The organism is Herbaspirillum sp. C7C8 (genome assembly GCF_022627875.1).
In the GTDB taxonomy this organism is placed as follows: domain Bacteria; phylum Pseudomonadota; class Gammaproteobacteria; order Burkholderiales; family Burkholderiaceae_D; genus Herbaspirillum.
In genome coordinates, this window is the sequence record NZ_JABXGG010000004.1 from 76448 (window position 1) to 94908 (window position 18461).

An 18461-nucleotide genomic window follows, 5' to 3' on the forward strand; every position below is an offset into this window, starting at 1 on the left:
CTCGGTTGCGTTCATCAACGATACAGATCCGCCAACTGCCGCGTCTTGCGCTCCTCCACCGGCACCAGATAAACACTGCTGATGACGGCCACCATGTCAGCCCCCTGCGCCACCAGCGGCGGCGCGTTCTCCAGCGTGATGCCGCCGATCACCACCACCGGCAAGGGGATCTCGCGCTTGGATTGCGCAATGATCTCCGGCGCGGTGCGGAAATCGTATTTCTTGACGCGCGACGGATAGAAGCCGCCGAAGGCGACATAACTGGCACCATCGCGATACGCAGCATGGGCCAGCTCCAGCGTACCGTAACACGAGGCCCCAACGATGCGGTCGGGTCCCACGGCCTTGCGCACCTCGGCAATGGAGGCATCGGTGCCACCGACGTGAATGCCATCGGCATCGATCTCGAGGCACAGGTCCACATGATCATTGATGATGAGCGGCACATCGTACTGTCGGCACAGAGCCAGCAGAGCCGAGGCTTGTGCACGTCGCTGCTCGACGCACGCGGTCTTGTGACGGTACTGCACCAGCGCGGCACCATTCTGCAGCGCCAGTTCAGTAGCGGCCATCAATTGGGACAGATCGACCCAATCAGGCGTGACGATGTACAGCCCACGCAGATGCTTTGCATACTCGGGTTTCATGTCAGGCTCCTGCCGCAACGGCGGCGTCAATAATAGGTCCAAAGGCAGGCACGCGATTGGGGATGCGCTGCCCGTCAGCAATCGCATAGGACGTCGACAGCGCCTGCTGCGTGTACTGCTGCGCCAGATCGATGGCATCGCGCATGGGCAGGCCACGCGCCAGGCAGGCCGACAGGGCGGCGGCCAGCGTACAGCCGCTGCCGTGGAATTCATCAGGCAGCCGCGTCCAGCGCCAGCGCGCGCTTTCAATGGCCTCTTGCGCAAATTCGGAACGGAACAATTGTCCGTACCAGCGATTGATCACATCCTGCTCCTGCGGGCCATGCCCGCCCTTGAGCAGCACGTGCGCACAGCCCCGCTCCATCAGCAAGGCCGCCTGCCGCGCCGGTTCATCGTCGCCACAGAGACGCCGCGCCTCGTTGAGGTTGGGGGTAATCACGGTGGCCAGTTCGTAAAGCGGCTCGATCACGCGTGCGGCATCATCGCGCGAGAGCTGGTCTCCCTTGCCGTTGGCCAGTACCGGATCAAGCACCACCGGCAAGTGCGGATCGTGTACGCGCAGTTGGCGAATCAGGTCGGCGATTACTTCGGCATTTTCACGGCTACCGGCGATGCCGAGCTTGACCGCCGCGATGGCGAAGCGATCGATCAACACCTGCGCCTGATGCCGCACCAGCGCCGGATCGAGCGCATGCACTGCAAAGACGCTGACGTTGTCCTGCACCGTCAATGCGGTCGGCACCGACAAGGGATGCGCACCCAGTGCCGTGATGGCCGGGATATCGGCCTGCATGCCGGCCCCGCCGCTGGGGTCGGAGCCGGAGAAGACCAGCACGCAGGGTGGCGTGGAGCGATAAGCTGCCTGCATGCTCACGCCACGCGCCCGGCCATCGGCGAGGACGGCGAGGCGGAAAACTTGCGCGGGATGCGTCCGGAGAGGAAGGCCTCGCGGCCCGCTTCCACCGCCAGTTTCATCGCACGCGCCATGCGGATGGGATCGCGCGCACCGGCAATGGCGGTGTTCATCAACACGCCGTCACAGCCCAGCTCCATGGCGATGGCCGCATCGGACGCCGTACCGACACCGGCATCAACCAGCACCGGCACACGCGCCTGCTCGATGATGAGCGAGAGATTCCAGGGATTCAAAATGCCCATGCCCGAACCGATCAGCGAGGCCAGCGGCATGACGGCGGCCACGCCCAGGTCTTCCAGCATGCGCGCCTGGATCGGATCGTCGCTGCAATAGACCATCACGTCGAAGCCATCCTTGACCAGGGTCTCGGCAGCCTTCAGCGTTTCGGGCATGTTGGGGAAAAGCGTCTTCTCGTCGCCCAGCACTTCCAGCTTGACCAGCTTGTGGCCGCCCAGCAGTTCGCGCGCCAGTTGCAGGGTGTAGACCGCATCGGTGGCGTTGTAGCAGCCGGCGGTGTTGGGCAGGATGGTGAATTCGGAAGGCGGCACCGCGTCCAGCAGGCTGGGCGCATTCGGATCCTGGCCGATGTTGACGCGGCGGATCGCCACCGTGATGATCTCGGCACCGCTGGCGACAGTCGCCGCGCGGGTTTCGTCGAGGTCCTTGTACTTGCCGCTGCCGACCAAAAGGCGCGAGCGATAGGTCTTGCCGGCGATGGTCAGGCCCTTGTCCTCGGTGAGGTGGGGGGCGTCATTCATGTTCATGTCGATTCCTTGTCTGTGGGAGCTGCGTGCCACGGGAGGCGGCTGCTGACGGCACTCGCGCGCCGCCGCGGAACAATCGTTCATCCGCCCCCGATGGCGCGCACTACGTCTACCTTGTCGGCCTCGGCCAGCGCGCGCTCAGGCCATTGCGCGCTGGGCACCACCTGGCGGTTCACCGCCACCGCCACCGCCTTGCCGGCCAGGGAGAGGCCGGCAATGAGCTGGTCCAGCGTGGCGCCGTCAGGCAGCGGGTGCGGCTTGCCGTTCAGTTCGATCTGCATGGCGCTTACTGCTTCGAATAGATCTCGGCGCCCATCTTGACGAACTCGACCGATTTCACCTGCATGCCCTGCTTCAGGGCATCGATCTCGGAGATGCCTTCCTTGGCGGCGTAATCACGCACTTCCTGGGTGATTTTCATGGAGCAGAAATGCGGGCCGCACATGGAGCAGAAGTGCGCCACCTTGGCCGAATCCTTGGGCAGGGTTTCGTCGTGGAATTCGCGCGCCTTGTCGGGGTCCAGGCCGATGTTGAACTGATCTTCCCAGCGGAACTCGAAGCGCGCCTTGGACAGCGCGTTGTCGCGGATCTGCGCACCCGGATGGCCCTTGGCCAGATCAGCGGCGTGGGCGGCGATCTTGTAGGTGATGATGCCGTCCTTCACGTCGGTCTTGTTGGGCAGGCCCAGGTGTTCCTTGGGGGTGACGTAGCACAGCATGGCCGTGCCATACCAGCCGATCTGCGCGGCGCCGATGCCGGAGGTGATGTGATCGTAGCCGGGCGCGATGTCGGTGGTCAGGGGGCCGAGGGTGTAGAACGGCGCTTCGTGGCACTGCTCCAGCTGCAGATCCATGTTCTCCTTGATGAGGTGCATGGGCACGTGGCCGGGGCCTTCGATCATCACCTGCACGTCGTGCTTCCAGGCGATCTGGGTCAGTTCGCCCAGGGTGCGCAGCTCGCCCAGCTGGGCTTCGTCGTTGGCGTCGTAGATCGAGCCGGGACGCAGGCCATCACCCAGGCTGAAGCTGACGTCATAGGCTTTCACGATTTCGCAGATCTCTTCGAAGTGTTCGTAGAGGAAGGATTCGCGGTGATGCGCCAGGCACCACTTGGCCATGATGGAACCGCCGCGCGAGACGATGCCGGTCATGCGCTTGGCCGTCAGCGGCACGTATTGCAGGCGCACGCCGGCGTGGATGGTGAAGTAGTCCACGCCCTGCTCGGCTTGCTCGATCAAGGTGTCGCGGAAGATTTCCCAGGTCAGGTCTTCGGCCTTGCCGTTGACCTTTTCCAGGGCCTGGTAGATCGGCACGGTGCCAATGGGCACCGGCGAATTGCGGATGATCCATTCACGGGTCTCGTGGATGTTCTTGCCGGTGGAGAGGTCCATGACGTTGTCGCCGCCCCAGCGGATGGCCCAGGTCATTTTTTCCACTTCCTCGCCGATGGAGGAGGTGACGGCCGAGTTGCCGATGTTGGCGTTGATCTTCACCAGGAAATTGCGGCCGATGATCATCGGTTCGACTTCCGGGTGGTTGATGTTGGCGGGGATGATGGCGCGGCCGCGTGCGACTTCGTCGCGCACGAATTCCGGGGTGATCTCGGCGGGAATCGATGCACCGAAGGATTGGCCCGGATGCTGGCGGCCCATCAGGTCGGCCAGCTTGTTGCCCATGGGGCCGGAGGCTTTGAGCTGTTCCAGATACTCCTTGCGGCGCAGGTTTTCGCGGATGGCGATGAATTCCATCTCGGGGGTGATGATGCCGCGGCGGGCATAGTGCATCTGGGTGACGTTGGCGCCGGATTTGGCGCGGCGCGGCTTGCGGTGCAGGTTGAAGCGCAGCTCGGCCAGGGCCGGGTCGTTCAGGCGCTGCTGACCGTATTCGGAAGTCGGGCCGGGCAATTCTTCGGTATCGTTGCGCTCCAGGATCCACGGCAGGCGCGGGGTGGACAGGCCGGCGCGGATGTCGATCTTCACGTCCGGGTCGGTGTAGGGGCCGGAGGTGTCGTAGACATAGATCGGCGGATTCTTTTCCGAACCGAACATGGCGGGCGTGTCAGCCTGGCTGATCTCGCGCATGGGCACACGGATATCCGGGCGCGAGCCGGTCACGTAGATCTTGCGGGAATTCGGGAGAGGCTGGACGGCTGCCTCGTCGACGGTAGCCGTCGCGGACAGGAATTTCGGGTTGGCATTCATTTCGGCTCCTTTGCTTGATGACTCTTGGCTCGGAGCCAGCAAAGGAGGTTGCGGAAGAGGACGGACGGCGTGGAGGTGATACAGGGCCGTGGGTGCGTCATGCTGCCGGTTGCTTCCCTTCGCTGGCATTATCCAGATCAGGTTCAAGGGTATTTCTCACCCGGCTGCCAGAGCATGTGCTCCGGTGCCAGGACCCCTAGCGATGCGACGCGGGCTGCTTGCGCAATCCTTGTCGTGGGCCGGATTCTACTCCAATCGGCGTGAGGAACAAGGTTTCATTTCAGATGGGCTGGGTGTGCAGCGCAGCATTTTCACTCAGCCCAAGGATCGATCACTTGCAGACCCGGGAACTGAAAATCTTTGCGATTGCGGGTCACCATGGTCAGTCCGTGTACGAGTGCAGTGGCCGCCAACAGGCTGTCAACCGCTGCAACCGGACGCCCCGCTTCCGCCTGAATGCGCCCCCATCGGTCTGCCACGACAACATCAATCGGCAAGATCCTTCCGGCAAAATAGGCGGGCAACTCAGTTTCCAGCCAGTCCATCAAGCGCAACTTTGCAGGGCCCGGCGGCTTGTTATCGGCACCTTTTCGTATTTCGCCCATGGTGAGGACGCTCAGGTACAAGGTTGCCGGAGGTCTGCGCGCAAACCATTCCACGACCCGGGGATTGGGCTCACGGCGACGCAGTTCCGACAGGACATTGGTGTCGAGCAGATAACTCAAAGGTCAACCTCCCTCGTCAGGCTGGTATCACGCTCGAATTCAACATCATCTGCATCGTAAAGCGGCGAACGCCGCATAAATTCCACCAAGGTCAAATTTGCGCCGCTGAGCCGCTCATAGTCGGCTTTCGACATGACCACCGCTACTGAGCGACCGTGCCAGGTGATTTCCTGCGGACCCGAGCGCTCCGTATCCCGCACCAGTTCCGAAAACTGAGCCTTGGCTTCTTGTATTTGCCATGTACGCATGAATACCTCCAATCTGACCAGACAGGTCAGATCATAGCAGCATTCGTTTGCAAACACCGCTGGTACCGGAATTCTTCGCCGGCTCGCGGCGACGTTTTGGGGCTTTGTACTATCCGTCCCTTATAATGTTGGGTTTCGCAAAAACACACGTCAAATCATGGAATTAGCCAAGTCGTTCGAGCCCGCCGAGATTGAGAAATTCTGGCGCGAGGAATGGGAAAAGCGCGGTTACTTCGCCGCCACCACCGACGCGGAGAAGCCCTCGTTTTCCATCCAGCTGCCGCCGCCCAATGTGACCGGCACCCTGCACATGGGTCACGCGTTCAACCAGACCATCATGGATGGCCTGACGCGCTACCACCGCATGCGCGGCTACAACACCGCCTGGATCCCCGGTACCGACCACGCCGGCATCGCCACCCAGATCGTGGTGGAACGCCAGCTGGATGCGCAGAAGGTCTCGCGCCACGACCTGGGCCGTGAAAAATTCGTCGAGAAGGTGTGGGAGTGGAAGGAAAAATCCGGCTCCACCATCACCGGCCAGATGCGCCGCATGGGCGCCTCCACCGACTGGGCCCGTGAATACTTCACGATGGACCCGAAGATGTCCAAGGCCGTCACCGAAGTCTTCGTGCGCCTCTACGAGCAAGGCCTGATCTACCGTGGCAAACGCCTGGTGAACTGGGACCCGGTGCTGGGCACCGCCGTCTCCGACCTGGAAGTGGTGTCGGAGGAAGAAGACGGCTCCATGTGGCACATCAAGTACCCGCTGGCCGATGGCAGCGGCCATATCGTGGTGGCTACCACCCGTCCGGAAACCATGCTGGGCGACGTCGCCGTGGCGGTGGACCCGACTGACGAACGCTACGCCGCGCTGGTGGGCAAGATGATCAAGCTGCCGCTGGTGGGCCGCGAGATCCCCATCATCAAGGATGAATACGTCGACAAGGAATTCGGCACCGGCTGCGTGAAGATCACCCCGGCGCACGACTTCAACGACTACCAGGTCGGCGCACGCCACAACCTGGAAATGATCAGCGTCTTCACCCTGAAGGCCACCATCAACGAGAATTCGCCCGAGAAGTACCAGGGCCTGGACCGCTTCGAGGCGCGCAAGCAGATCGTGGCCGACCTCGACGCGCTGGGCCTCTTGGAACTGGTCAAGCCGCACAAGCTGATGGTGCCGCGTGGCGACCGTACGGGCGTAGTGATCGAGCCGATGCTGACCGACCAATGGTTCGTGGCCATGAGCAAGCCGGCACCGGAAGGGACCTTCTTCCCCGGCAAGTCGATTGCCGAAACGGCGCTGGAAAAAGTCTCCTCGGGCGAGATCAAGTTCGTGCCCGAGAACTGGACCAACACCTACAACCAGTGGCTCAACAACATCCAGGACTGGTGCATCTCGCGCCAACTGTGGTGGGGCCATCAGATCCCGGCCTGGTACGACGAGGACGGCGGCATCTACGTTGCCCGCACCGAAGAAGAAGCGAAGAAGCAAGCCGGCGGCAAGGCCGTCAAGCGCGATGAAGACGTGCTCGACACCTGGTTCTCCTCGGCGCTGGTGCCCTTCTCCACCCTGGGCTGGCCGGAAGAAACGCCGGACTACAAGCTGTTCCTGCCCTCCTCGGTGCTGGTGACGGGCTTTGACATCATCTTCTTCTGGGTGGCGCGCATGGTCATGATGACCACGCACTTCACCGGCAAGGTGCCTTTCGATACCGTCTACGTCCACGGCCTGGTGCGCGATGCCTCGGGCCAGAAGATGTCCAAGTCCAAGGGCAACACACTGGACCCGATCGACCTGATCGATGGCATCGGCGTGGACGAGCTGGTGGCCAAGCGTACGGTCGGCCTGATGAATCCCAAGCAGGCGGCCAGCATCGAGAAGGCCACCCGCAAGGAATTTGCCGATGGCATCCCGGCCTTCGGCACCGATGCGCTGCGCTTCACCTTCGCCTCGCTGGCGACCCTGGGCCGCAACATCAACTTCGACCTGAACCGCTGCGAAGGCTATCGCAACTTCTGCAACAAGCTGTGGAACGCCACCCGCTTCGTGCTGATGAATACCGAAGGCCAGGACTGCGGTTTCGACGGCCACGAGAAGGGTGTCTGCGACAAGGAGAAGCTGCAATTCTCCAAGGCTGACCGCTGGATCGTATCGCTGCTGCAACGTACCGAAGCAGAGGTTGAAAAGGGCTTTGCCGACTACCGCTTCGACAACATCGCCACCGCCATCTACAAGTTCGTCTGGGATGAGTACTGCGACTGGTACCTGGAAATGGCCAAGGCCCAGATCCAGAGCGGCAATGAAGCACAACAGCGCGCCACCCGCCGCACCCTCCTGCGCGTGCTGGAAAGCGTGCTGCGCCTGGCCCATCCGGTGCTGCCCTTCATCACCGAACAGCTGTGGCAAAGCGTGGCCCCGCTGACCGATCGCAAGCCTGATCCGGCCGGCGATTCCATCATGCGCCAGGCCTATCCGCATCCCGACCTGGAGAAGATCGATACCGATGCCGAAGCCTGGGTTGCCCAGTTCAAGGCCTACACCGATGCCTGCCGCAACCTGCGCGGCGAGATGCAACTGGCGCCTTCCCTGCGCGTGCCGCTGATCGTGGAAGCCGCCGATGCGTCGGCAGTGGAATCCTTCCTGCCTTATCTGCAAGGCCTGGTGCGCCTGTCGGAAGCCACGGTAGTGGCGCAACTGCCCGAGTCGCCGGCACCGGTGGCCATCGTCGGCGAAGTCAAGCTGATGCTGAAGGTGGAAATCGACGTGGCCGCCGAGCGCGAACGCCTGGGCAAGGAAGTCACCCGCCTGACCGGCGAGATCGCCAAGGCCAACGGCAAGCTGTCCAACGAAAGCTTCGTGGCCCGTGCGCCAGAGGCGGTGGTGGCGCAGGAGAAGGAACGCGTCGCCAACTTCAGCGCTACGCTGGAAAAGGTGAAGGAACAGCTGGCCAAGCTGAAGTAAGCCGGCCTGTTTCTTGATGAAGCCGTCGTCCCTCACGGGGCGGCGGCTTTTGTTTTTTGTGCTTGCCTTGCGCGGCGGGCTTGTCTAGACTGGATCGAATAAATTAGAACAACCGTGCTTTTTTATGGCATTCGACTTGATAACAGGAGACAAGCATGAACCGTATTTCCTCCCCTTCCCGCCTGGCCACGCTATCGCTGCTGGCCGCCACCCTGCTTTCCAGTGCAGCCGCCTGGGCCGATGGCTCGCCGGTGGGCTTGTGGAAGAGCATCGATGACGCCACCGGCAAGCCCAAAGCGCTCATCCGCATCAGCGAAAGCAACGGTGAACTGAGCGGCAAGATCGAAAAGCTCTTCCGTGCACCAGATGAAGACCAGAACCCGGTCTGCCAGAAGTGCGAGGGCGAGCTGAAGGACCAGCCGGTCATCGGCATGACCATCCTGTCGGGCCTGAAAAAGGATGGCGACGAGTACAACGGCGGCCAGATCATCGATCCGGCCAATGGCAAGGTCTACAAGAGCAAGTTGTCAGTGGTCGATGACGGGCAAAAGCTCAATGTGCGCGGTTATGTCGGTATGCCGATACTGGGCCGCACCCAGACCTGGCTGCGGGAGCAGTAAGGCCGTTGCACTCAGGCCGGACGTGAAGCTTTGAGCACGTAACGGTCCAGCTCGCGGGCGAAGGCGCGACCGTCGCTGGCGCTGAAGGCGGCCGGGCCGCCGGTCTCGACGCCGCTGCTGCGCAGCTCTTCCATGAAATTGCGGGTGCTGAGGTGATGGCCGATGTTCTGGGCCGTATAGAGCTCGCCGCGCGGATTGAGCGCCAGCGCTCCCTTGGCCACCACATCGGCGGCCAGCGGGATATCGGCGGTGATGACCAGGTCGCCGGGCTCCACCTGGCGGGCGATTTCCTTGTCGGCCACATCGAAACCGGCAGGGACCACCATGGATTTGATATAGCGCGAAGGAGGCGTACGCAATGGCCGGTTGGCCACCAGCGTCACGATGATCGTGGTGCGGTCGGCCACCCGGAACAGCATGTCCTTGATGACGCCCGGACAGGCGTCGGCATCGACCCAGATGGCCATCAGCGCGGCGTCGCCCGGTTCAGACGAAGGAAACGGTGAGGCCCGGCAGGGTCACGCCCGAGAAGGCCGTGGTCCAGGTCTGGCCCGGCTCGATGGGACAGGCGTCGGTCCAGGTGCCGGTCGTGATGATCTCGCCGGCCTGCAACTGGCGGAAGCGGCTCTGCTTCTGCAACAGCTGGTGCAGGTGCCACAGGGCATGCAGGGGACTATCCATCTCGTCATTGCAGAAACCGGCGGCGCGCAGCACGCTGGACGATTCCGTGTTGCAGGACAGGGAGACGCTGGCGCTGGCCAGGATCTGCGGCAGGTGGTGCCTGGTCGCCGAGGACAGCACATGCGGCTCGCCCACGATGAGCGTGCCATGCAGGCCGAAGGCGGCAATCGAATCGGCTACCGTGAATTCCCAGTTGGGGAAGGGACAGACCACAATCTCGAAACCATGCGCCATCCACTCCAGGCAATCGGCCAGCTCGATGAGCGAGGCCCCCGGTGCCGGGGTCTTGCCGAGCTTGAAGACGATCTCCGGTTCGATGCGCGGCTGCACCGCACCGGTCAGCGACTGCGCACCGTGGTTGTCTTCGGCAAAGCGTACCGTGGCGTCATACATCGGCGCCCAGGTCGGAATACGCGCTTCATCGATGATGCCGTAGCGCTCCCAGTTCTTGCGCACCACGAAACCGATCTTGCGGCCTATGGGCTGCTCGCCCTGGGCGACACGGATATTGCGGATGTTGTGGGCGATTTCGTAGGCGTCTTCCACCGACAAGGGTTCGGACTCGGAAATGCGCGGGATGATCCGGGACTGGGCGCGGGCATCCAGCAGCTGATGCGCGTATCGAAGGGCTTGGCTCGACATTAGCATGGAGGGCTCACATCGAAAGATAGTGAATAGCTATCCATTGTCGATGACGATTAATTTTTGCACAAGCAAAAACTCGCTTTTATACGAGATCTGACAAAAATTTCATCAGATCGTGCTGCTGCGCGTCATGCTGTTTTCCATTGGCTGCAACAGTCCTGTCCAGCTTGAGAATGGCCGAGCTCAGCCGCCCCAGAGCTCACCATTCGGACCGGTTTGCGGTGCGGTCACGCCGAAGTGCTGGTAAGCCGCGCCGGTAGCGATGCGCCCGCGCGGGGTGCGCTGCAGGTAGCCCTGCTGGATCAGGTAGGGTTCCAGCACGTCTTCGATGGTGTCGCGTTCCTCACCGATGGCGGCCGCCAGGTTGTCCAGCCCGACCGGGCCGCCGCCGAACTTGAACAGCACCGCCTCCAGCAGCTTGCGGTCCATCAGGTCGAACCCGACCGGGTCCACGTCCAGCATCACCAGGGCGGCATCGGCCATTTCGCGGGTGATGCGGCCTTCGCCCTTGACCTCGGCATAGTCGCGCACGCGGCGCAGCAGGCGGTTGGCGATACGCGGCGTACCACGGCTGCGGCGGGCGATTTCCAGCGCGCCTTCCTCGACGATGGGGGCGTTGAGCAAGCCGGCGCTGCGGGTCACGATGCGGGCCAGCTCGGGCGGGGTATAGAACTCCAGCCGGGCGACGATACCGAAGCGGTCACGCAGCGGATTGGTCAGCATGCCCGCACGGGTGGTAGCACCCACCAGCGTGAAAGGCTGCAGGTCCAGGCGCACCGAACGGGCGGCCGGGCCTTCGCCGATCATGATGTCGATCTGATAATCCTCCAGTGCCGGGTAGAGGATTTCCTCCACCACCGGCGACATGCGGTGGATCTCGTCGATGAAGAGCACGTCATTGGCTTCGAGATTGGTGAGCAGCGCGGCCAGGTCGCCGGCGCGCTCCAGCACGGGGCCTGAGGTCTGGCGCAGGTTCACGCCCATTTCGCGGGCGATGATGTGGGCCATGGTGGTCTTGCCCAGGCCGGGCGGGCCGAACAGCAGGGTGTGGTCGAGCGGCTCGCCGCGCTTGCGGGCGGCCGAGATGAAGATTTCGAGCTGGGCACGCACCTTTTCCTGGCCGACGTATTCGTCCAGCTGCTTGGGCCGCAGGGCGCGCTCGATGGCTTCCTCGTTGGCCGAAGCCGGAGTGGCGGAGATGATGCGCTGTTCGGAGAAATCGTCGGTCTGGATGCTCATGCTCTGATCCTTGTCTGCCTTTTGCCTGTGCATCAGCCCTTGGAGAGCGCCTTCAGGGCCAGCTTGATGCCGTCCGAGACGCTGCTGTCCTTGGGCACCTGCTTCATGGCCAGGGCCGCTTCCTTGTCCGAATAGCCCAGTGCCAGCAAGGCGTTGAGGATGTCGGCCGAGGCATCGCTGTGGACCACGCCGGCCACCGCGCCCAGATCGGCGCCGAGCTTGCCTTTCAGTTCCAGCAGCAATCGTTCGGCGGTCTTCTTGCCGATGCCGGGCACCCGGGTCAGGCGGCCGGCTTCCTGCAGGGTCACGGCCTGGGCCAAGTCGGCCACCGACATGCCGGAAAGGATGGACAGCGCCGTGCGCGCGCCCACGCCGGAAATCTTGATGAGCTCCTTGAACGTATTGCGTTCTTCGGCGGTCCCAAACCCGAACAGGATGTGCGCATCCTCGCGGATGGCCAGGTGGGTCAGCAGCGTGACCTTCTCGCCCAAGCCAGGCAGGTTGTAGTAGGTGCTCATGGGCACGGCCACTTCGTAACCGACGCCCTGGCAGTCGACCAGCAGGTTCGGGGGGACTTTTTCTAGAAGAATTCCGGAGAGGCGACCGATCATGGCGTCAGGGATGTGCGTGGGAGGCAGCTTCTGTGATAATCCCGCGATGATACAGCACTGTTCGGATAAACAGTATCCAAGCCTCCTCCCCTCAGATGAAGACAAAGGAAAAACATGGCCGGTAGCGCCTTCTTCGCATTGATTGACGACATCGCCACCGTGCTCGATGACGTTTCCCTGATGACCAAGGTGGCCGCCAAGAAGACGGCTGGCGTGCTGGGCGACGACCTGGCCCTCAACGCCCAGCAGGTCGCGGGCGTACGCGCCGAGCGGGAGCTGCCGGTGGTCTGGGCGGTCGCCAAGGGTTCGTTGAAGAACAAGGCCATCCTGGTACCGGCGGCGCTGGCCATCAGCGCCTTCATCCCCTGGGCGGTGACGCCGCTGCTGATGCTGGGCGGTGCCTTCCTCTGTTTCGAAGGCTTCGAGAAGCTGGCCCACAAGTATCTTCCGCATGATGACGAACATCATGAAGTCGCCGCCAGGACCGACGACGACATCGACCCGCTGGTCTACGAGCAGGAAAAGATCAAGGATGCCGTGCGCACCGACTTCATCCTTTCAGCCGAGATCATCGCCATCACACTGGGCACGGTCGCCGGTGCACCGCTACAGCAGCAGATCACGGTGCTGGTGGGCATCGCACTGATCATGACGGCGGGCGTGTATGGGCTGGTGGCCGGTATCGTCAAACTCGATGACGGTGGCCTGTACCTGGTGCAGCACGCAGGCGCGAGCGCCTGGGGACGCTTCAAGGCCGGTATCGGACGGGCCGTCCTGGCGGCCGCACCGAAGATGATGCGCAGCCTGTCGGTGATCGGCACGATTGCCATGTTCATGGTCGGCGGCGGCATCCTGACGCATGGCCTGCCCTTCGCGCATCACGCCATCGAGGCGGCGGCGCACGCCGTGAAGGGTATCGCGGTAGTCGGGCCGGCCCTCGGGGCGATCACTCCGGCGGTCTTGAATGCCGTCTTCGGCATAGTCGCCGGTGCAGTGGTGCTGGTAGTCGTGAAGCTGGTGCAGCGCGTGCTGTCCCTCTTCAAAAAGCAAGCCTAACCGACCAGACGCCCGCCGCGCATGCGGATGCCCTTGCGCGCCAGCGCCGGGGCCAGCGCGCCAAGGTCCGACAGGACCCCTCCCCCATGCGCATGGCAGATCGCCACGCCCAGCGCATCGGCGGCATCGGTACCCGGCAGGCCGGGCAGCTTCAGCAGCCGCGCCACCATCTCCTGCACCTGCGCTTTCTGGGCGCGTCCATGGCCGGCTACGGCTTGCTTGACCTGCAGGGCCGTATATTCAGCGACTGCCAGGTCGGCGGCCACCAGCGCGCAAATGGCCGCGCCGCGCGCCTGCCCCAGCAGCAAGGTAGATTGCGGATTGACGTTGACGAACACTTTTTCGATGGCGGCGCAGTCCGGCGCATAGGACCTCACCACTTCGCCAACACTGGCCAGGATCACCTTCAGGCGTGAAGGCAGGTCGCCGTCCGGGGTCTTGATGGTGCCGGATGCGATATAGGAGAGCGTGTTGCCCTGCTTGTGGATGACCCCGAAACCGGTGGTGCGCAAGCCAGGGTCGATACCGAGGATTTTCATGCCCGCCAGTCTAACCGATCAGGCGGGCATCTCGCGTCAGAACAAGACGCCCTGCCCCGGATCCGGCATTTTCTGGCGTGGCGGGCGCCGGGCGGTCGACGGCAGGCCGCTCTTGCGCGAACCGTGCCTGTCCTGGATGGCGTCGGCTTCCGCCCGCGCAGTACTGCTGCTGCGCTGGCCGTAGAGGGCGTCCTTGGCGTGCTTGAGCGCCGTCTTCTCATCCACGATGGGATCGGGATAAGCCGCCGTGCCGAATTCCGGCACCCAGCGCCGCACGTACTCGCCCAGCGGATCATGATCGCGCGCCTGCTTGGCCGGTGAATAAATGCGCAGCGTGTTGATGCCGGTGGTGCCGGACTGCATCTGCATCTGGCTCCAGTGGATGCCCGGTTCGAAATCCAGGAACTGCCGCGCCAGGAACAGCCCCGGCGCACGCCAGTGCAACCAAAGGTGGTAGGCGGCGAAGCTGACAAGCATGGCGCGCATGCGGAAGTTGAGCCAGCCGGTGGCGCACAGCTGGCGCATGCAGGCGTCGATCATGGGATAACCGGTTCGGCCTTCGCACCAGGCATCGAAACGCCCCTGCGCCTCCACGCCCCACGGACCGCCATCACCGGGGCGCAAGCCATCCAGCGAACGCGCGACGTTGCGCCATTCGATATCAGGCTGGTCTTCCAGCTTCTGCATGAAGTGGCAATGCCAGCGCAGGCGGCTGGAGAAGCCGCGCAGGCCGTAGGCCAGCTCGCGGTCGGCGGTGTGCTCGATGGCCAGCTCGGTGGCCTGATGCACGCTGCGCATGGAAATGGTACCGAAGGCCAGATGCGCGCTGAGTCGGCTGCAGGCGTCGGGTGCGGTCAGCGGACTGGACATGCCGCGCCGGTAATCTCGCCCGCCGCCGCCGAGGAAGGCGCGCAGCGTATCCCACGCTGCCGCCTCGCCGGCAGGCGGTTGCAGACGGACTTCGGGCAAACCCAGTTCGGTCAGCGTCGGCAGACGGTCCGGCTGCATGCCCGCTGGCGCGCGCAAGCCGACAGGATTGCCCACCTGCGGCGCCTCCATGCGCCGCACCCAGCGCGCAGCCCAGCCATCGCGGCTGCGCAGGCGCCGCACCACGCCGGTCTGCGGCCACTCCAGCCATTGCACGCCCTGGATACGGCACCAGCGATTGACCGAGATATCGCGCGCATAGCTCCACGCCGGGCCGGTTTCTTCATGGCTGAACAGATGGGTGACACTCCATGCACGGCGCAAGGACTCCAGCACCTGCACCGCCTCGCCCACCCGCACCAGCAGCGGCAGTCCGCACCGCTGCAATTCCCGCTGCAAGGGCGCCAGCGAACGCAGCAGGAAATCCACATGGCGCGGATCACATTCAACACTCTGCAACCACGCGGGCTCGATGATGAAGACCGCGAAGGCGCGCTCGCACTGCGCAGCCTCGGCCAGCGCCGCATGATCGCGCAAGCGCAGGTCGCGCTTGAACCAGACCAGGCCGACAGCCACGTCAGCCTCTTTCGCGGCGGCGCTCCAGGCGCACCACCAGCCGCTGCACGGCCGGGCGTACCTGCAGGAAAGCGCGATAGCTGCGTTCCATCAGCCACAACATGCCGGGCAGGCGCGCCAGCCCGGCCAGCCAGCGCCAGCCCGGCAAGCTCGCCCACAACTGGACGAAGGCCTCGGCACCGCTGAAGACCACACCATCGCTTCGACGCACATGAAAGCGCGCCAGTAGCTGCGCGCGCTTGAACCCTGCCGGAAGATCGGTCGGGGACACGTCGGTACGGCTGATATCGCAAAAGCGCAGGGGAGCCTCCTGCGCACCACGCTGGTAGAGGCTGATCTCGCGTCGGCACAGCGGACAGGCGCCATCGTAGAGCACGGTCAGTTCGTCCCGTGGCTTGGGATCGGCATCAGCCATCGCGCCGCTCCCTGCGCTCGGTGCGCGCCAGCAGCTCGGCAGCCGTCTGCAGACCTTGGGTACTGCGGCGCCACCATTGCGTGAACAGGTCACTGGGCTTGTCCACCACCGGGAACAGGTCCGGCGGCGCCACACATTGCGCCCACAGCGGCAGCCAGGGCGCAAGATGCGGATCGGCCAGGCAACGCACGCTGCGCGCCGCCTTGAGCGCGCGCCCGACGGTGGCGGCATCGCCATGCCAGCACAGCGGCGTGAGCTCACGCATGCGCGCTCCCACGAAGGCCCAGCGACGCTGGTCCCAGGGCCACAGCAGATGGAAGTCCGAGAGATAAAGACCGACCACTACCGTATCGGGCGACAGATCGGCGGGCAACTCGCCCAGGCTCCATGGATGAACCAGCCAGACATCCCGTCCGGCTACGGCGTCAGGCTCGGGCGCAATACTGCCCAAATATTCAGGTGGCATTGACAGCAGTGCCGGCTCCTTGCAGCGCTCCCGCATGCGCTGGGCCGGTTCGGCCGCCACCGGGTCGGGATGGAGAGCAATTTCGCCTAAAGCTTCATAGGAGGTATCTACCACCGTACCCGGGCTGTGCCATTCGGACGGTGCGTATTTGGCCACGTTCTCGGCATTGAAAAGATAGGGCTTGTGACTGCCGGTACCGGCCACCCACTGCCAGCTCAGGTGATTGCTGGCCAGGTCGCCATCCAGCAGATGGCCGACCATCCAGTCTGCACCGGCGCGCCAATGGACCTTGCGCAGATGCACCACGTAGCTGGCCAGCCACATGCGCGCGTGATTGTGCAGGGTCCCGGTGGCATACAGGGTGCGCACGGCCTGGTCGATGACGGGCAGGCCGGTGGCGGCTTCGCGGATGTCGGCTGGCAGCTCTCGGGCGTAAGCCGACTCCGGCAGTGGCCCGGCGTGCAGCGAATCGAAGATGCGCGCCCCGCGCCGCGCCCACACGTAGCGATAGAAGGCGCGCCAGCCCAGCTCGTAGACGAACTTGTGCTGCACATCCAGCGCCTGTCGGCGGCATACCCCGGCCAAGACCTCGCGCAGACTGACCAGGCCGTGCGTGAGATAGGGCGACAGCCCGGTCACGGCACCGTCCAGACTGTTGCGGGTGCGTGCGTAAGCCCCCGGTCGCACGGCGGCAATGCGTTCGCGCGCGGCGGCCAGGGTCGGCAGCAAGGGCAGCAAGGCCAGGGGCTGGGCCAGCCGGTCTACGGGGGCGGGGGAAGCAGCGGGACAGTCTTCCGGGGAAGGCATATCCAGGATCAGGTCGAATTGATGTTTGCGGTACATGGCTCGACTCCTCAAAGACCAGGATGGACGCGCTTGCGGCGACAGGCTTGGGAACAGTATCGGACCTCCCCCCAGTTCTTCGCCCAGGCGCGCCGCCAGGTCATGGGCAGGCCGCACACGGCGCAGGGCTTGCTGGGCAAGTGCGCCTTGTTGCCGCGATGTCCGCTGATCTGGCTTTTGGGTTTCATGACGCAGAATTGTACCGAATAAATGCGTCACACTTGACTCATGACGCAGATTTAGCATTTATAATCTGTGTCAAATATGATTCATAGGAGGAAGCCATGAGCCTTGCCAATTCGACCACGCCCGCCACGTCCCCTGCCGCGGCCGCGGACAAACCCGCCGGTGAAGCCTTGCGCCGCACGGGCGCGGTGGCCCGCATGCTGCGCATGCCGGTCGCCACACTGCGGGTGTGGGAGCGCCGCTATGCCCTGACCCAGGGCAAGCTCTCCCCCAGCGGTCAGCGACTGTATTCGGAAGCCGACGTACGGCGTCTGGCGCTGATCCGGCAGTTGACTGAACTGGGTCACGCCATCGGCAGTCTGGCGGGGCTGGACATGGATCAGCTCCAGCAGGTCGCCGCCACCCACGCCGAACTGCACGCCGCGCGCCCCACGCCGCCGGAGGCAGCGCAGGGCCAGTGGCGGCTGGCCGTGATCGGCTCTACCCTGGCGCAGCGCCTGGACAAACCGGGTCTGCTGCAACGCCTGGGGCGGCCGCTGCAATTGCTGGGCCCGTTCGAAAGCATCGAGCAGGCGGCCATGGCCTTGAAGCGGGAGGAAGTCGATGCCCTGCTGCTGCATGAGCCGCAATTGCACGCCGGCTGGCTGGGCGCGCTGGAGAGTTCGGCGCCGGCCCTGAGCGGGCTGCCGATGGCGGTACTGTACGGTTTTGCCAGCGAGGCCGTGTGCGAGACCCTGGCGGCGGTCGGCATCAGCCTGCTGCGCGCGCCCCAGCCGGATGTGGTGATCCTGCAATGGTTGCGCGGCCTGGCGGCGCTGTCTTCACCGGGGCGTGATGCCTCAGGCGAGGACAAGTCCCTGCCACCGCGCCGCTGGGATGACAACCAACTGATCGCCTTCGCCAACCAGTCCACCACGGTGGCCTGTGAATGCCCGCGCCACGTGGCCGAATTGCTGATGCAGCTGTCGCAGTTCGAGCGCTACAGCGCCCAGTGTGCCAACCGCAACGTGGCTGACGCGCAATTGCATCAATACCTGCAACAGCTGACCTCGGAATCACGCCAGCGTTTTGAAGCAGCCATGACGCGAATTGCCCTGCATGAAGGATTCATCACCGAGGACAGTTGAAACCGGCCTGGCACGGCGCACGCGGCACCAACAAAAACGCCCGGCATGAAGCCGGGCGTCGT

The 18461-nt window shown here is 63.9% G+C and carries 20 protein-coding genes and 1 riboswitch; of the genes, 4 read left to right on the plus strand and 16 right to left on the minus strand.

The window, feature by feature from the left end:
• Positions 1-14: 14 nt before the first annotated feature.
• The 7 genes from thiE to HWE01_RS06850 all read right to left on the minus strand — a co-directional run bounded on the left by thiE (position 15) and on the right by HWE01_RS06850 (position 5500).
• Entirely contained in the window at positions 15-647 is a 633-nt protein-coding gene (gene thiE, locus HWE01_RS06820) for a thiamine phosphate synthase (protein WP_241821402.1), read from the minus strand.
• A gap of 1 nt (position 648) precedes the next feature.
• Positions 649-1515, minus strand: coding sequence for a bifunctional hydroxymethylpyrimidine kinase/phosphomethylpyrimidine kinase (gene thiD / locus HWE01_RS06825; RefSeq protein WP_241821403.1), 867 nt, complete (start codon positions 1513-1515; stop codon positions 649-651).
• A gap of 2 nt (positions 1516-1517) precedes the next feature.
• Positions 1518-2327: a thiazole synthase gene (locus HWE01_RS06830; RefSeq protein ID WP_241821404.1), complete on the minus strand. Its 810-nt coding sequence runs from the start codon at positions 2325-2327 to the stop codon at positions 1518-1520.
• Positions 2328-2407: 80 nt separating this feature from the next.
• Positions 2408-2608: a sulfur carrier protein ThiS gene (gene thiS / locus HWE01_RS06835; protein ID WP_008334753.1), complete on the minus strand. Its 201-nt coding sequence runs from the start codon at positions 2606-2608 to the stop codon at positions 2408-2410.
• 5 nt (positions 2609-2613) lie between these two features.
• Positions 2614-4527: a phosphomethylpyrimidine synthase ThiC gene (thiC, locus tag HWE01_RS06840; protein WP_241821405.1), complete on the minus strand. Its 1914-nt coding sequence runs from the start codon at positions 4525-4527 to the stop codon at positions 2614-2616.
• Positions 4528-4624: 97 nt separating this feature from the next.
• A riboswitch (TPP riboswitch) is annotated at positions 4625-4735 on the minus strand.
• Between the two features lie 103 nt (positions 4736-4838).
• Positions 4839-5252: a type II toxin-antitoxin system VapC family toxin gene (locus HWE01_RS06845; RefSeq protein ID WP_034351622.1), complete on the minus strand. Its 414-nt coding sequence runs from the start codon at positions 5250-5252 to the stop codon at positions 4839-4841.
• Positions 5249-5500, minus strand: a complete 252-nt coding sequence (locus HWE01_RS06850; RefSeq protein WP_034351621.1) for a type II toxin-antitoxin system Phd/YefM family antitoxin — start codon at positions 5498-5500, stop codon at positions 5249-5251. Before HWE01_RS06850 ends, HWE01_RS06845 begins: the two co-directional genes overlap by 4 nt.
• A 157-nt stretch (positions 5501-5657) precedes the next feature.
• Here HWE01_RS06850 and HWE01_RS06855 point away from each other — a divergent pair, with 157 nt between their 5' ends.
• Both HWE01_RS06855 and HWE01_RS06860 read left to right on the plus strand, forming a co-directional pair.
• Positions 5658-8468 (plus strand): valine--tRNA ligase, encoded by a 2811-nt coding sequence (locus HWE01_RS06855; protein WP_241821406.1) that lies wholly within the window; start codon positions 5658-5660, stop codon positions 8466-8468.
• Positions 8469-8623: 155 nt separating this feature from the next.
• Complete coding sequence (locus tag HWE01_RS06860) at positions 8624-9088, plus strand: DUF2147 domain-containing protein (protein ID WP_008334746.1); 465 nt, start codon at positions 8624-8626, stop codon at positions 9086-9088.
• 11 nt (positions 9089-9099) lie between these two features.
• Here HWE01_RS06860 and HWE01_RS06865 read toward each other — a convergent pair whose 3' ends face one another.
• The 4 genes from HWE01_RS06865 to ruvA form a co-directional block, all read right to left on the minus strand.
• Complete coding sequence (locus tag HWE01_RS06865) at positions 9100-9555, minus strand: YaiI/YqxD family protein (RefSeq protein WP_241821407.1); 456 nt, start codon at positions 9553-9555, stop codon at positions 9100-9102.
• A gap of 19 nt (positions 9556-9574) precedes the next feature.
• Entirely contained in the window at positions 9575-10417 is an 843-nt protein-coding gene (locus HWE01_RS06870; RefSeq protein ID WP_034351620.1) for a 2-keto-4-pentenoate hydratase, read from the minus strand.
• A 180-nt stretch (positions 10418-10597) separates the two neighbouring features.
• Positions 10598-11653 (minus strand): Holliday junction branch migration DNA helicase RuvB, encoded by a 1056-nt coding sequence (ruvB, locus tag HWE01_RS06875; RefSeq protein ID WP_008334738.1) that lies wholly within the window; start codon positions 11651-11653, stop codon positions 10598-10600.
• 32 nt (positions 11654-11685) lie between these two features.
• Complete coding sequence (gene ruvA / locus HWE01_RS06880; RefSeq protein ID WP_241821408.1) at positions 11686-12264, minus strand: Holliday junction branch migration protein RuvA; 579 nt, start codon at positions 12262-12264, stop codon at positions 11686-11688.
• A 114-nt stretch (positions 12265-12378) separates the two neighbouring features.
• On the opposite strand from ruvA, the gene HWE01_RS06885 reads away from it, so the two are divergent.
• Positions 12379-13320, plus strand: a complete 942-nt coding sequence (locus HWE01_RS06885) for a DUF808 domain-containing protein (protein WP_241821409.1) — start codon at positions 12379-12381, stop codon at positions 13318-13320.
• Here HWE01_RS06885 and ruvC read toward each other — a convergent pair.
• From ruvC to HWE01_RS06910, 5 genes are read right to left on the minus strand one after another with little or no spacing between them, the layout of a single operon-like run.
• Positions 13317-13859: a crossover junction endodeoxyribonuclease RuvC gene (gene ruvC, locus HWE01_RS06890; RefSeq protein WP_008334734.1), complete on the minus strand. Its 543-nt coding sequence runs from the start codon at positions 13857-13859 to the stop codon at positions 13317-13319. The two genes, HWE01_RS06885 and ruvC, sit on opposite strands and share 4 nt — an antisense overlap.
• A 36-nt stretch (positions 13860-13895) precedes the next feature.
• On the minus strand, positions 13896-15362 hold the full coding sequence (locus HWE01_RS06895) for an FAD-binding domain-containing protein (RefSeq protein WP_241821410.1): 1467 nt from the start codon (positions 15360-15362) through the stop codon (positions 13896-13898).
• Position 15363: 1 nt separating this feature from the next.
• Positions 15364-15777, minus strand: a complete 414-nt coding sequence (locus tag HWE01_RS06900) for a thiol-disulfide oxidoreductase DCC family protein (RefSeq protein WP_241821411.1) — start codon at positions 15775-15777, stop codon at positions 15364-15366.
• Entirely contained in the window at positions 15770-17086 is a 1317-nt protein-coding gene (locus HWE01_RS06905; RefSeq protein ID WP_008334731.1) for an FAD-binding domain-containing protein, read from the minus strand. Before HWE01_RS06905 ends, HWE01_RS06900 begins: the two co-directional genes overlap by 8 nt.
• Before the next feature lie 11 nt (positions 17087-17097).
• Positions 17098-17274, minus strand: a complete 177-nt coding sequence (locus HWE01_RS06910; protein ID WP_241821412.1) for a DUF2256 domain-containing protein — start codon at positions 17272-17274, stop codon at positions 17098-17100.
• A gap of 96 nt (positions 17275-17370) precedes the next feature.
• Here HWE01_RS06910 and HWE01_RS06915 point away from each other — a divergent pair, with 96 nt between their 5' ends.
• On the plus strand, positions 17371-18399 hold the full coding sequence (locus HWE01_RS06915) for a MerR family transcriptional regulator (RefSeq protein ID WP_008334726.1): 1029 nt from the start codon (positions 17371-17373) through the stop codon (positions 18397-18399).
• Positions 18400-18461: the final 62 nt, after the last annotated feature.